The following is a 13,594-nucleotide window of genomic DNA, read 5'->3' as shown; positions in this document are numbered from 1 at the left end:
ATTTTATATCCTTATTACTTTAGCCCCGTATTACTTTTACCAGTCTTCTTAATCTCTACCAATTGCTCTACTGCCTCATCTAGAGTTAGACCAACCGCAATTTTTTGTTTTAAGAAATTAAAATCACTTGCATCAGTGGAAAATAGTGCTTTACTATAATCATCCAGCACTAACTTGCCGATTACCGTTACTCCCGTAGTATATAATAGAGCTTCAGCATATTTGTTTGGCACTAAACTAATTGACCTGATTAGCGGGATCATATCCTTAAAGGCTTCTGATTCCTTAAATGCTCCTAAAGCCTTCTCATCTTGTTTAAGCAGTATAGTCCAAGTGCTATTCTCTAAAATAGTCCGATGCTCTTGTGACTTATGTAAATCCATGAAATTCTGTACACATATCACTAATGAACCTCCATATTTACGCACAGTTCTAACAAAAGCTGCAAAAAAGCTAGTGGCAAAATCAAGTAACATCCATGCTTCATCCACGATAATCATGAAAGGCGTTTGGCGATCACCAGTAAGAAATTGATTGGTAACTTCCATTAGTAATATCTGTAATACTATCGAAAGTAACTTAGGATCATTCTTGATCTCTTCAAACTCAAATACAGTAATCAGCTTCTGAAAAGTTGCCTGTTTTGTTCCTGAAAAATATTTGCCGTACAATCCTTCATGGGTATAAGGATACAAAGTTGCTCCGTATTTTTGTAAACTCAGAAGATCGCTATCTTCAAGAAATTTAGCAAAACTGCTAATATCCAACTGGTAATTACTCTTAGCTAATGCTGCAACTATCGCTTTTTCTAGCTCAGCTGACCCCCGTGCATCATCTCCTACACCGCACATTACTTCAAGTAAACCTTTAGTACATTTTAAAAACTCATCCTTATCATCTGGATTCATTCCTTGGTAAAAACTAGCAAACGGATTAAGGCTAAATGGAGCTTTGCGACCAAACTGAATAATTTCTCCATTAAGCAAAGTGCAAATATTGGCAAAACTCTGTCCAATATCTAAAATGAACATCCTAGTATTTTGTGCCATTAAACTTACAGCTAATTCCTGCAAAAATACTGACTTACCTCCTCCACTCGGTGCAAAGATACAAATATTGTAATTGCCGGCATTAATTTTATAAAATGGATTAAAATTAAATAATTGCCCACGTCGTGCGTGCAGCAGTACCCCTGACCTTGGCACTCCTTTCCACTCAGCATGAATTGGTAGCCTAGCTATTACTTCCTTAGATAGCACTAATCTAGTTAATTTAAATTTGTCTAAGATATTCCACATTAAAGCTTGTTGCATTGGCATCATGCTCAGCAATACCGGTAATTGTAGATGATACGAAATACCAAGGCGAAAATTATTATTGTTATACAAAGTAATTAAGTTCTGACTGACTATATCAATTGATTCTTTAGGGGCAGTTACCATTAATGACCAGTGTTCTGTTAAAAACTTCTCGTCACTACTAGCTACTTGGTCATTAATATCTTGCCACTCAGCCGCTTCTCTCTTCAGATCACGGTTACCGTGGCTATACCACTTCTCTGAAGCTTCAATCACTTTCTTGCCTCTTGCCGTAATCATGCTGCTAGCCGATTTACTAATGGAACTCGCTACGCAGTAACTAATGATAAATCTTGCAGCTATACCCATATGGCTACGAGTACTATCACCCAACAAATTGATAGTTTCAGCTAGTGAGAAACTTTGAGGCAATTCCTTAATATGATAGATTCTAGAAGTTAAGCCAGTTGTTACATGATTAATCTGATCTTCCTCTATTCCTTGTAGCATACAAGGCATTACTATTTGCCTTGATAATATTTCATGCGGAGTATAAGTAGTATTTGTACTGCCACCCAGCTCCATTTGTAGCATTAATCTTGTTAAAGCTATTAAATCACTAGCATCGCAAATATGCGGAGCAAGTTGTAATGATTCCAATTTATGCATCAAACTATCTCGAAAACTGACAATGCCACTTTTGCTATTGTTTTTTGTATCAAGCTTGCTACTAAAGGAAACAAATATTCGATAATCTCGAGCAATACGACCGTCAGAAATACCAAAGCTTATCGCTTGCTCCCTGATAAACTGAGCTCGTCTTTTGGTTATTTTCTCAAGTAAAGGATCACTATTGTTACGCATCTTCTGCCAGTAACCCAAAATATCTTCTACATCATGATTTGCCACTAGCAAAAATTGCAAGTAAGAATTTTCAGGCAACTCATCGTTAAAGAAATGCGATAGATTCTTGTGCAGTGTATCGTCAACGCCAACAATAGGACTAATCTCCAACATAAAACCAGCAATGTTTCCGTCATTTAAAAATAACCCCTGCTCCTCATCAAAATATCGATAACTTAAATAATCATCGAAGGCAAATGTCCCTGATAAAATGTTACCTACCATAGATACACTATTTGGGCTTTCAATATTTTCAGATAGTCCGCAAGTAGCTGCAATATTCTGAGATATCTGTTTGAAAATACTGAAATTCATTATTTGCCCCTGTAATCTATTTTAAGTATAAGTTATCGCCGTCTTGGTATTCTTCTACCCCATTTTCTATAGGCATTATTTTAACCTTATGTATTTGATTTAACGCTTTTTTCGGTACATTGCTATGCTCTAATCTACAACTATTCCCGCGACATTTGCTATTCAAATAGACCGTTTCAATCTCGCCGGAATCTACTTGTTTATCTACCTCGGATAACATCATGCATCTTGCTCCTTTGCTATCCGGACAATTAAAACCAGCCGAATATATAGAGCAAGAACTAAGTAGCATGGGTAAAATCAAGATGATAAATATAAATTTAGTAACTTGTTTAAATTTATTGCCAATCCAACTTTGACTAATAGTGAAATCATTTATCATTTTTTTGCTTTTTCTACTCGATATTGTTGTAGCTTTTCCTGAACATCTAATGCACCTAAATATACCCCTTTGGTAAATACTATATCTACCTTAGTACCACCAGACACCAATAATACTGGTGACATGCTTTCAGCCTGCTTAATATAGTAATCTGCTATCTTCTCAGCAGCATTACTAGCCCCAGCAAATCCACCTTCTTGTAACATGTCACCCATATTTTTCTTTTTGGTACTTCCCATGCCAAAACTACTAACAATTACTTGATCCTGACCTTTGGCAGCCCCAGCAAATCCACTAATCACTCCTCCGATCATTGCGTTCTTTAAATGCTTACTGCTAGTTTGCACCACTTTACCTTTAATACCGTTCATACCATCATCGCCATAAATCAGACCAGCTATTTTAGTGGTGTAAATTAGCTCATTGACTGAATCCTTACATGACAAAACCTCTGCCCTGATAACCGCTCGCTCAGATGATAAATCACCATACGAAGAACCCATGATTTGGCAATGAGTTATATCTATGTCAAAGTTCTTAGGCAAATTACCACGATCAGTAATTCTAATAATTACTGGCACTGGTTCTGAAGCAGAACCGATAGATGTCGACACCACAATACCACCTAGCAATACTCCTTTAACATATGCAGTCTCCGGAATATAACTACGTGCTGATTTTGGACGATCAAATCGCTCACCACGATCTAGGTGATTTACCGTAATACGACTATCATCTATTAACGGATGATGGGTTTTTGTAGCTCTATCGTCTTCTGTAGACTTTATGCGAGCATTATTAAACTCCCTTCTAGCTAACTCTTGCTCCTCAGTAATATATTGCATTTGAGCTTTCAGCTTCTCTATCTCGCCTTTTAACTGATTAGTGTAAGCTACTGATTGCTCATTAATACTGCTTTCAATTAGCTTTAGTTTCTCGTTTGATTGATTCTTAGCATCCATCAGCTTATCTTCAAAATGATTACGCCACATTTTATCTATATCAAGAGCATCGCTTGCTACTACTAGATTTAATGGTAACTTAGCCTCAGACTCAATACCAATATTACTTGCCTTATTTGCTTGATACTTCATAAAAATTAAACCAATAACTACCAAAGCCCCGAGTAAAAGTAATATAATTACATCTTGCTTCTTTTTAGCATTAGTTGAGTTTTGAGCATGCGGTGCTTGAAGGCTAGTATTAGCAATATCTTGCGTTTGATCATTTGGCTTTAATTTGGCATTAATAATTTTGCTAAAGATATTTTTATATTTCTTAATCATAAGCTACTTCTTTGGTAATGATGAATGCTTTAGTAGATGCTCCTGTTGCTAACTCACTGCTACCCAAATTGATTGCTATTGTGTTCGTAAAAATATTACTAAAATCTGATTCCAGTAGTATCAATGGCTTGGAGCTAAGATTTTTTACTAATAACACCGCTCCACTTAAATCTCCATAACGATACCACCTAATTTGCTTAAGCAATTGTTGCTTGGTTTTTCGTAACGTACGCTCAGCCTCTACAACATAATACTTACCTTGCACTCCTTCAATCATTGCCCTCATCATCAAAACCATTTCTGATTTTAGCTTTTGATCGAAATACACTAACATTTTGTTAGTTGTTAAAGATGATTTAATCACTTTATTATGCAAATTAAGCAATATTGTTTGCGATGCCATATCTAATACCGTAAACCTAATATCTTGTGCATGCCCTCCTGGCATTATTAAACTTAACGATATAGTCTCACCAACTTCTACCTTAGGTTTAATGAACAAATTACGCCAATCGCTGCTCCAGTAAATTGTATACTTATTCTCATCACCTACTACTTCCACAATCTCCCCTCCTAACACTCCAATCCTGTTTAACTCACCCGCTGCTATACTTGCTTCTATTGTCTCATCTCCAGAATAATTAAAATGACTAGCACCATAAGATTGCCAAGGAAAAACTATCAGCACTAAAATTGACCATAACGATAAAAAGAATAATGAATATAATTTGTTAACTACATTTTTCATTTAACTAGCACCTAATTGCATTTTATTATTTACCTTGCTTCTCGCTTATCTTTGTCGTCTACTACTTGGTTGAATTCTTTTAACCGCAAATATCCACCACTAAATTCAAAGCTAAGTCGATAAGAAGTAGGTGTTGATTCAAAACCACGTTTGCCGTATCGTGAAGTTAATATGCCGTGGGCTATAACCTCTCCTTTAGTTTCATCAATTTCCATATTCTTAACGGTAAAGTAAGTAACTAAATCAAAGTTTTTGTATTTTTCCGCACTATCTGCAAAATACTCATTGATTCTTTTAGAAAAACTTGGGTGACTATTGCTAGTGTACTTTAAAATCATATCTCGTTTATGCAAAACATCTATGCTAGATAAATCAAGTAAAGAGTTTAAAAATACCATAGTCATTTGCTCCAAATAGCTACTTGATACTTTACGGTTGGAAATCATTACCTCTGAGGTCAATGGTGGCACTATAATAATTCTCTCCTCCTGCATTAAAATCTTCAGGCTTAGTGCAGAACTCGTTACAGCAAGTAATATAGTAAGCAGTAAAAATAGATTACGCTGCTTGGTAATACGATCGCCACCTTGCATAGCATTAGTTAAATCCATTAATCTAATTCCTCCTCTTGCATTAAATTAGATCTAACAGTAGCATTACCCGCTAACTCTATACTATTCTGTGATGTTGATGGTTCGTTTGCAGATTGCTTAGGTAAAAAACTACTTAAATCAAATGCAGCTATTCCTAAATTCAGCGACATATTGCCTGCTAATGAGTTATGCTTTACTTCGCCACATGCTGTTTGTATAGTCTCTGATTTCTCTAACATATCTTGAAACCATGCTTCTTGTGAAAGGCTTACTTGCTCCTTAGATGATATTTCTGATGATTGATTAACTAGAGCTAATATGTCTAAGACTTGCTTATTACTTACCTGCTGTTGTTCCAGCTCACTAAAAAAATCACTAACATGCTTACTTGCATGCTGCATTTGACTTGGCGATGCTACTAACCATGCTAGCTCTTCTTTATTATGTTCTTTTAGCTGCTCCTTTATAGCGTTTGAATGACATAGAGAAAGTGCTTCACATGCATCTTGCCACCCCTCCGCATATCTACTATTTCCTTCTTGCTGCTGCTGATCTAAATCTGACTTTTCTTCCTCTTTTAAAAAAGGATTAGCTTTGGCTAAATCTTCTGCCAATACATTATAAGCAACAAAATACTCGTCTATATTTTCTTGATTATCTAAGAGCAAATCCGTACTTTTAATATTAATACTAAAATATTTGCGAGCTGCATCTAGCTCATTAGCAGTTATTGCCCCCTTATATCCCGCTAGCTCCTCTACCCTTTCCTCTTCTATATTTAACCTTAACGCTATTTCTTCTGCACTTATTCCTGTAATACACCAAAAATATTTAACAAAATTATCTCGACTAGAATACTTCAAAAGTGCTTTCATGCTAGCAGCTGTACCTAAATTTTGTAGCTCCTGTGCCGTATAACATTTGGTAAAATGGAATGATAACCCTGCAACATGATATACTGACTGAACAAAATCCACACAATCCCTACCTCCAGCAATATAAAGATGCGAGCTATCTTGTGCATGATCTAGAGCAAACTTATAACCATCTTGGTATTGTGCACAGGTTAAAGGAATAATCCTAGTATCTAAAATTTTTTCTTTTTTTGTTTCCTGATATTCTTTACTTAACGCTAATCTTTCATCTTCTGATACTACTTGTCCACTACCAATTATTATACTAGCTAAATCAACCGGACCTTTACCAAAGGTTTCTTCTATCTTATCTTTCATTAAAAATCCTACATAAAAATGTCCGATAAAAGATGATATCCCTTTTCGTATTTCACCTCCTTGTTGCCCCTGTGGCAAAGAAATATCGTGATGAATGTTTAAAAAATGCTTAGCATTAATAGGCCTAATTAGTGGATTAATATCTATTACTTTACCCATTATATTTCTCTTAAATTAATTAAATATCTTTTCTTCTAACTAAAATTCTCATAACAGCATCATCTTTTGATGATTTCACTACTACTTGGATAAATTTCTTACTTGCTATTAGCTTCTTTAAAAAACCAGCATTACAGGTTAAAGAATCATTGGCATTTGTTATTTCCATAATTACCTTTTTGTTAGAGTACCCATCTCTTAACCCAATCTGTTCTTCTAGGATTACTTCATCCTCAGTAATATCTTCTACTTTCTTAATATAATCACATGGTCTTTCAGCAACTTTAATAATATTCCATAATATTTCTGGACTTTGTAACGCGTAATCTCCGATAGCTAGGCTATATAAATTACAGGTCAATGGGTGAGAACATAATATATCATTGATATCCCCATTTAACTGCCCCTCAGGATTAACTACGTTAATTTTTAAACATTCTGTGTGCTTAGATTTATCAATATCTGCTTTTAAACTAACCATTCCTTTTAATTTTCCTTTAGTATGTACACATTGTATATTTCCCAGTACTTCTGTAGTAATTTTAGCTATGTCATTATTCTTAAACTCTAGTGATTGCTTATATGATGTTCCCACTACTGAATTAACCATTCTTGCTAAAACTATTCCACCATAATCAGGCACTATATATGCTCCAATAAACCAAATATAACAAAACCAAATTAGAAATATTACTGCTACTATCCATAATATGGTTTTGCCCAATTTCTTAAGAGGATTGACAAGTAAATATTTTCTTATTGTCCTATCTATCTCTTTTTGCTTTATTTCCTGCCCCACTCTATCTTACTCCTCTTCCCTGTAAAATATCCTCTATCGCTTCTGTTAAAGGCATCTTCTGCTTTAATTTATTCTCTATTTCTTCTAAGAATATTGATTTTCCTGACTATGATACCCCTGCAACACTTACATTATAATTCTCAGCTGCCTCAAAATCCCCTTGCTGACTTAATAAGCAACTAATGTCTTACCAAATGGTGACCAATACATTATCTGCCCTCTCCTGGTTAGTGTAACATTTACAAAAAACATCTCTTATGAGAATCAGGCAAATATTTACCACCAAAGATATTTTTAAGCGGTAAATGCCAGTAAATAAACTTCTGTACACTACCACTATGCCACCCCTTAGCGGCATAAGCTGAAAAACCGTAACCAACAACAAAACCCATAATACCTATGGTCATACCAAACCTAGTCCATACTAAACAGCCAATAGCTAGTGCCCCTATAATGCCAAGATAACTAAGACCGTAATATTTTGTCTCTTTGTTCAGGGCTCTATTTAATCTCACTCTTTCCATTATTTACACTCCTAAACCAGTTTTTACTGCGATTAAAGTTAAACCTCCACATAATGCACCTTTACCAAAACCAAGCATTCTGTCTCTTAGATCCCCTTGTTGTTGCATCAAGGCTCCTATAGCACCTGTTATAAAAATACCTACTGGATAGTAATCGTTAATCATCTTCTTTACCGGTTCAGTAGCTGCCTTCATCCCTGCATCAAGGTCAAAAGCCGCATACACATCTATGCTACTTAGTAATATAGGAGCAAGGTAAATTCCGGTCTTTAAAACTGAATAAATATTGCTATGATAATTTGTAGATTTTTTTTGCATGATTTATATTCCCTCAATTGTAATTATTGATTTTCATAACTTTTAATATTGACCTATTAACTAATCTTCTTCGATTATCATGTTCTCTCTTCTTTTATTTTCCTAATATTGTTTTATTTTACTTTTTAAGTTCATATTGATTTTAATTATTACTAAACTGGCTATATATAATTAGTTAATTATTGATTTTATAATCTAGAGTTATATAAGTCAATAATAATCCGTAAATCGTACTTATTTTTATATGACATCAAAAAAAATCCAAAAATTTTTAGAAAAAAAATTAAAACACTTAAAACGTAATATCTTCGTAGAACAAAGTGGTATTCCTTACTCTACTATTACTTCTTTAATAAACGGTGTTAAAAATAACCCAGAACTCAATTCTCTTCTTAAAATAGCTAATTATTTCAAATGCTCTTTAGATGAAGTAACTGGTAGAACAAAATATTTACCTCCTACTAAAGGAGAATATCAATTCTCCGATGTCAATATCGATGATGTCGCTAATAATCTAAGAAATTTTATAAAAACAAAAATTCAAGAACAAAAAATCAAGCCTAGTAAATTAAGTCTTAATATTGGATTTAGTAGAGATTTACTTGATAATTTCATCGGTGATAACCCTAAACAAAAATGTTTAGGTAGCTCTCCTACCGTTGCTCTTGCTGACTATTTTGATATCTCTATTGATCAAATGATTGGACGATCTATACCCAATATCCAAAAAAAACAAGAAGTAAATCAAACTATTCCACAGTCTCTACAATCTATTGATTCTGAAGATTTACATAATCTCAAAAAAAACAAAAATTCTCTTATACCTCATCAACAAAACACTCAAAATAACATCAGTAGCTCTGCTACTATTAAAAAATTTCATAAATCTAAAAATAATATTCCTAGTAGATAAAGTATCTATAATTATCAAAACATAAATTTATATCTTTGACTTAACTGGTTTGTATTGTATGCCACATTAGTATCGCAAATAATGGACTTCATAAAACTTTAGGTCAAAAACCTCCTTTTTTATATTGTGTACAAATATTGAAATTTAATTATTACTTTTCGATAGCTCTGTACTACCCCTACATTTGCTCTAAGGCAATATTTATTACCTTCTTGGCTTTAGCTAGATCAGCAATATTTCTATTACTGCTACTGATATCGATAATTTTCTGAAGGTAGCTCACTGCTTCCTGATACCGTGTCTTCTGTAATGGATTTAATGGCACAAGCGTCATGCTAAATGATTTAGCAAAACAACTAATAGATTCCGAATATTTGTTTAAATGAAAAAATGCTACTGCTTTGCAATGCAAAGGATATGAATACTCCACATCCATCTCTAATAATTGCTCTGCTATTGCTATCGCTTCTTGATATTTTCCTTCTAAATTGAGTAACCTAGCTTTTATGACCAAAACATATCCGTAATGTGGATCAAGATCATATAACTTGTTAGTTAAGCTTGTTGCTTCCTTAATGCTGCCTAAATTGAGTAAACTCAGTGCTTTACATTCAGTAGCTGATTTATACAATGCTAGCATATCACTAGTACTGCTAGCTTTGCTAATATCTACTCCTGTATTAGCAATCGCTGCTAACAACTGGTCACTATATTCTATAGCTTCTTGGTAATTCGTTAGTCTTAAGTGACTCTCAGATAGGTAATCTAAGGTTACCAAAAGATCATGGTGGTCGATAATATCCTTTCTCATAGCTAACTCAGCACAATCAATACTAGCCTGATAATCTTTTGAAAAATAATGTGCTATGATCTTGGTTAAATAAGCTGATGAAGAATTGGGTAGTTGCTCAATTACGCGTTCAATTATTTCTAATGCTTTGTTATACTGTTCTTGGGCTATATAAAGACCTGCTTGATAATTTACAGCAACCATGTCAGTAGGATCTAGCTGCAACATACTAGATATAATCTCTTCTGCTTCTTTATAACACTTTAAATCCCTAAGACAAACTACTTTTTCTAATAAAACTCCATGCACAATCTCTTGCCAATTGATACTATTATTTAGCTTACTATCTCTATTAAGAATTACATTTGGATTTAACTCTATAGCTGAGTTTGTGCTTACCTCACTTACTTTACTTTCTATTGACTCAAGGTTCAACTCTTCTGCTAATTGTTGCTTAGTGATAATTTCTAGTGCTTTATTATAACAATCAATCTCTTGCTCATAATTTCTCAGTTGACTCAAAACATACCCCTTGTGCCGCCAAACACTAATATTATCCGCATCTCTTGCTATGCAAGATTCCACTAATTCTAGTGCCTCCTGATATTGTTCAAGCTTGATTAATAACCTAGATTTTATCAGTAATACCTCACAATACTTACACTGATGATTCTGATCACTACTATTACTATTATCATTAGTTATGATAGTTAACAGCGGCTCAATAGATGATATTGCTTCTCGGTATCTACATAAATTATTATAGCTATTCACTCTACCAAACCAACCATCTAAAACTTTGGGATTTACTGAGACCAGTTTGGTAAAAATATCTAAGGCATGATGATACTTATTTAAGCTAATGTACGCATATCCTAACTCGGCATACAAAGTTTCATCTTCAGGACTTAATTCTATTGCCTTACTATAGTAAGGTACTGATTCTACTATTTGATCAAGGTGATTATGCAATACAAATCCTTTGCAGTAATAGAATCCTGCTTCATCAGGCACTAGTGCTATTAGCTGTTCTAATGTCTTGCTAACCTCTTGATAATTATCATCGGCAATTTGTTGCTCCACTAACTTACACAACTTGCCTAAATCTATTTGTTCATTATTTATCTCATCCTTCACCATACATTACCTTCTCTACTTAAATATTAGTTAATTGCTTATTCAATGCTTGCATTTTCTTGTTCAAGTTTACTAAGAATCTTTTTTACATACATTTCTATTTCTTCTAGGTAAAATGTTGTATGTAACATGTGATTTTCTCTCTTGTGGCTAAGGATAATTAATTCTTTTAGGTTGTTAAACAAGGTAGATATTTCTTCTTTAGCATTTTTAGCATTACTACATGTTGTAGCAAAATCTTTACTGATAAGATTAGTACGCTGTAAAAATCTGAGAGAAATTAATATTAATATTCCTTCAATAATAATTATTGATAGTGTAATTCCTTGATATAACATACTGACTACCTCCCATAATATTGGTGAAAAGGCAGTATGAAATCCATATAAGTAATAGACTTATTAAGAATGAAGTTGATTTGACCGACAAGTTTGTTTATCATACATGTAACCTTTTAATTGACTGTAACTAGTTATCATTAGATTAATTCGTACTAAATCCTTTATATTTTCAGGTATCAACTTTGATATAAAGGATTTAGTACTAAACCAAGCTTTTAAAGTTATGAGCAAAAGCAAGGAGTACTGTTGTTATTAGTAGATTAACTTATACTTCCTACTCTTTTGTTCATAGGATAATTGCTTATCCTTATTTATAAGTTTATTTGAATCTTTTTAGGGTGTCAATAAAAATAAACGGCGAGCGTTTATTTTTATTAGAAGAATTAAATTATTTTAAGTATGGCTCTTGTTAACCAAATACAAATATTTTTAAAAGATAAACTAAAAACTAATAATTTAAAACGTAAAAGTTTTGCCCAAGAGAGTAATATTTTATATCAAACCGTATGCAATATTATTAATTCTGCACGAGCTAATCCAGAATTAGAAACTATATTAAAAATTGCTAATTATTTTAAATGTTCCATGGATGAAGTAATTGGTAAAAATAAAAACTTTTTTATAAATCAAAAAGATTGTAACTTTCAAATCATTAATTCAGAAGACATAAACACTAATTTAAAATGCTTCCTTAATAAAAAACTTAAGGAACAAAATATTAATCCATATCAATTAGGTATAACTATTGGTTTTGGTCAAGATGTTATTCCCAAATTCTTGAAAGAAAGTAACCCTAAGAAAATGTTTACTAGTACAGTTGCAGTAGCATTATCTGATTATTTTCAAGTCTCACTAGATGAAATGATTGGTAGGGTTAAACCTACTACTACAGTTAACTCTTCTGATGAAAACTCTGATAAGGATATAGATTTAAATAACTTATAGCAGTTACTATCGTCCTATAGACAAATTAAGTTTTCATGCAACATTAAGAGAAGATTGTTTTTTAGTTATCAATTCAACAAACTGGTAGCCTAATTCTTGAGCAACTTGTTTAATTACCCAGTAATATTTACTACTAATCCAATCCCTCAGAAAGTTAGTAGGAGCAATTAAAGTTAACTTTTGTGTGATAGTATCTTCCTCTGCTCTGAGTTTAGAGAACCAAGATTTATCAATATGTTCATCAAAATTAGTAATTAACTTTTTTCTTATCTTGTACCAAATAGAATTTGGATCTAATTCTGTTAAAAAGATTTCATCTGGTAATCTTGATGAACCTAATTTTGTATAAGTAGCTGGTAATTTATGGTAAACAATTTTAACATAACCATAAACTGCAGAAATAGCTTTTTCTAAATTTTGCTGTTGATGGTTAGTTAACGTCAAATCTCTTGGTAATTTGACAGTACAAGTATTAGCTAAAGTAATACGTGCAAATTGTCCATCCGATAACGATTGCAATGATAATTCAGATAATCCTCTAGTTAAAATATTATCATTGATATCATCATTTTCATTCATCACTAAACCAGATTTTATTTGGTTATTTTCAGTAAAATTAATACTTAATTGATCATCATATTTATCAATATGGTCAACATCATGCTTTGAATCTAAACTTAATGAACTATCAACATAACAAGTAGAATAATCTGCAATGTGGTCAAATTGAGTTATGTTGTTTTCTTCAGATAATTCAAGATTTTGGCAAATATCATTTTTTATTTCTAGTTCTTGACTAGTTGTTTGATAGTTGGTTGCATGATAATCAAATTCTCCTTCTGTAAGTATTTGATAAGCTAGTTTTGTCTCAAACATACCAGCTATTTTTTTTCTTAATTGTGAGCAATAGC

The 13,594-nt window shown here is 33.0% G+C and carries 14 protein-coding genes; 2 read left to right on the top strand and 12 right to left on the bottom strand.

The genetic code is table 11. From position 1 onward, the window contains the following. Positions 1-14 precede the first annotated feature (14 nt). The 9 genes from RiCNE_RS00765 to RiCNE_RS00725 all read right to left on the bottom strand — a co-directional run bounded on the left by RiCNE_RS00765 (position 15) and on the right by RiCNE_RS00725 (position 8,557). Positions 15-2,516: a TraC family protein gene (locus RiCNE_RS00765; protein WP_094648735.1), complete on the bottom strand. Its 2,502-nt coding sequence runs from the start codon at positions 2,514-2,516 to the stop codon at positions 15-17. A 16-nt stretch (positions 2,517-2,532) separates the two neighbouring features. Beyond that, a complete protein-coding gene (locus RiCNE_RS00760) occupies positions 2,533-2,898 on the bottom strand; it encodes a hypothetical protein (protein ID WP_094648734.1) in 366 nt (121 codons plus the stop codon). Then, a complete protein-coding gene (locus RiCNE_RS00755) occupies positions 2,895-4,184 on the bottom strand; it encodes a TraB/VirB10 family protein (RefSeq protein WP_094648733.1) in 1,290 nt (429 codons plus the stop codon). Before RiCNE_RS00755 ends, RiCNE_RS00760 begins: the two co-directional genes overlap by 4 nt. Next, complete coding sequence (locus RiCNE_RS00750; RefSeq protein WP_094648732.1) at positions 4,177-4,932, bottom strand: TraK domain-containing protein; 756 nt, start codon at positions 4,930-4,932, stop codon at positions 4,177-4,179. Before RiCNE_RS00750 ends, RiCNE_RS00755 begins: the two co-directional genes overlap by 8 nt. A gap of 29 nt (positions 4,933-4,961) precedes the next feature. Continuing rightward, complete coding sequence (locus RiCNE_RS00745) at positions 4,962-5,543, bottom strand: TraE/TraK family type IV conjugative transfer system protein (RefSeq protein ID WP_094648731.1); 582 nt, start codon at positions 5,541-5,543, stop codon at positions 4,962-4,964. Further along, positions 5,543-6,916: a hypothetical protein gene (locus tag RiCNE_RS00740; RefSeq protein WP_094648730.1), complete on the bottom strand. Its 1,374-nt coding sequence runs from the start codon at positions 6,914-6,916 to the stop codon at positions 5,543-5,545. Before RiCNE_RS00740 ends, RiCNE_RS00745 begins: the two co-directional genes overlap by 1 nt. Positions 6,917-6,935: 19 nt before the next feature. Then, on the bottom strand, positions 6,936-7,715 hold the full coding sequence (locus RiCNE_RS00735) for a hypothetical protein (protein WP_094648729.1): 780 nt from the start codon (positions 7,713-7,715) through the stop codon (positions 6,936-6,938). Between the two features lie 239 nt (positions 7,716-7,954). Next, entirely contained in the window at positions 7,955-8,239 is a 285-nt protein-coding gene (locus RiCNE_RS00730; protein ID WP_094648728.1) for a hypothetical protein, read from the bottom strand. A gap of 3 nt (positions 8,240-8,242) precedes the next feature. Next, positions 8,243-8,557: a hypothetical protein gene (locus RiCNE_RS00725; RefSeq protein WP_094648727.1), complete on the bottom strand. Its 315-nt coding sequence runs from the start codon at positions 8,555-8,557 to the stop codon at positions 8,243-8,245. Between the two features lie 244 nt (positions 8,558-8,801). Between RiCNE_RS00725 and RiCNE_RS00720 the strand changes: the two genes are divergently transcribed. Next, on the top strand, positions 8,802-9,470 hold the full coding sequence (locus RiCNE_RS00720; protein ID WP_094648726.1) for a helix-turn-helix domain-containing protein: 669 nt from the start codon (positions 8,802-8,804) through the stop codon (positions 9,468-9,470). A gap of 178 nt (positions 9,471-9,648) precedes the next feature. Here RiCNE_RS00720 and RiCNE_RS00715 read toward each other — a convergent pair whose 3' ends face one another. Together RiCNE_RS00715 and RiCNE_RS00710 are read right to left on the bottom strand one after the other, a co-directional pair. Next, a complete protein-coding gene (locus tag RiCNE_RS00715) occupies positions 9,649-11,400 on the bottom strand; it encodes a tetratricopeptide repeat protein (RefSeq protein ID WP_094648725.1) in 1,752 nt (583 codons plus the stop codon). A gap of 35 nt (positions 11,401-11,435) precedes the next feature. Next, positions 11,436-11,735, bottom strand: a complete 300-nt coding sequence (locus tag RiCNE_RS00710; RefSeq protein WP_094648724.1) for a hypothetical protein — start codon at positions 11,733-11,735, stop codon at positions 11,436-11,438. A 402-nt stretch (positions 11,736-12,137) separates the two neighbouring features. On the opposite strand from RiCNE_RS00710, the gene RiCNE_RS00705 reads away from it, so the two are divergent. Then, positions 12,138-12,683, top strand: a complete 546-nt coding sequence (locus RiCNE_RS00705; RefSeq protein WP_094648723.1) for a helix-turn-helix domain-containing protein — start codon at positions 12,138-12,140, stop codon at positions 12,681-12,683. A gap of 33 nt (positions 12,684-12,716) precedes the next feature. Here RiCNE_RS00705 and RiCNE_RS00700 read toward each other — a convergent pair. Beyond that, positions 12,717-13,594: DnaA N-terminal domain-containing protein (locus RiCNE_RS00700; RefSeq protein WP_157905642.1), on the bottom strand; the 878-nt coding region annotated here is incomplete at its 5' end.

It is taken from the genome of Rickettsia endosymbiont of Culicoides newsteadi, from assembly GCF_002259525.1.
Classification (GTDB): Bacteria; Pseudomonadota; Alphaproteobacteria; order Rickettsiales; family Rickettsiaceae; genus Tisiphia.
The sequence above is the reverse complement of the archived record's forward strand: the minus strand, read 5'-3'. Positions and strand labels throughout refer to the sequence as shown.

What these genes read in the sequence shown, in the direction of transcription:
- RiCNE_RS00730 (WP_094648728.1), bottom strand. Translation starts at nt 8,239, where the DNA reads ATGGAAAGAGTGAGATTAAATAGAGCCCTGAACAAAGAGACAAAATAT.
- RiCNE_RS00740 (WP_094648730.1), bottom strand. Translation starts at nt 6,916, where the DNA reads ATGGGTAAAGTAATAGATATTAATCCACTAATTAGGCCTATTAATGCT.
- RiCNE_RS00710 (WP_094648724.1), bottom strand. Translation starts at nt 11,735, where the DNA reads ATGTTATATCAAGGAATTACACTATCAATAATTATTATTGAAGGAATA.
- RiCNE_RS00705 (WP_094648723.1), top strand. Translation starts at nt 12,138, where the DNA reads ATGGCTCTTGTTAACCAAATACAAATATTTTTAAAAGATAAACTAAAA.
- RiCNE_RS00725 (WP_094648727.1), bottom strand. Translation starts at nt 8,557, where the DNA reads ATGCAAAAAAAATCTACAAATTATCATAGCAATATTTATTCAGTTTTA.
- RiCNE_RS00745 (WP_094648731.1), bottom strand. Translation starts at nt 5,543, where the DNA reads ATGGATTTAACTAATGCTATGCAAGGTGGCGATCGTATTACCAAGCAG.
- RiCNE_RS00720 (WP_094648726.1), top strand. Translation starts at nt 8,802, where the DNA reads ATGACATCAAAAAAAATCCAAAAATTTTTAGAAAAAAAATTAAAACAC.
- RiCNE_RS00715 (WP_094648725.1), bottom strand. Translation starts at nt 11,400, where the DNA reads ATGGTGAAGGATGAGATAAATAATGAACAAATAGATTTAGGCAAGTTG.
- RiCNE_RS00750 (WP_094648732.1), bottom strand. Translation starts at nt 4,932, where the DNA reads ATGAAAAATGTAGTTAACAAATTATATTCATTATTCTTTTTATCGTTA.
- RiCNE_RS00755 (WP_094648733.1), bottom strand. Translation starts at nt 4,184, where the DNA reads ATGATTAAGAAATATAAAAATATCTTTAGCAAAATTATTAATGCCAAA.
- RiCNE_RS00760 (WP_094648734.1), bottom strand. Translation starts at nt 2,898, where the DNA reads ATGATAAATGATTTCACTATTAGTCAAAGTTGGATTGGCAATAAATTT.
- RiCNE_RS00765 (WP_094648735.1), bottom strand. Translation starts at nt 2,516, where the DNA reads ATGAATTTCAGTATTTTCAAACAGATATCTCAGAATATTGCAGCTACT.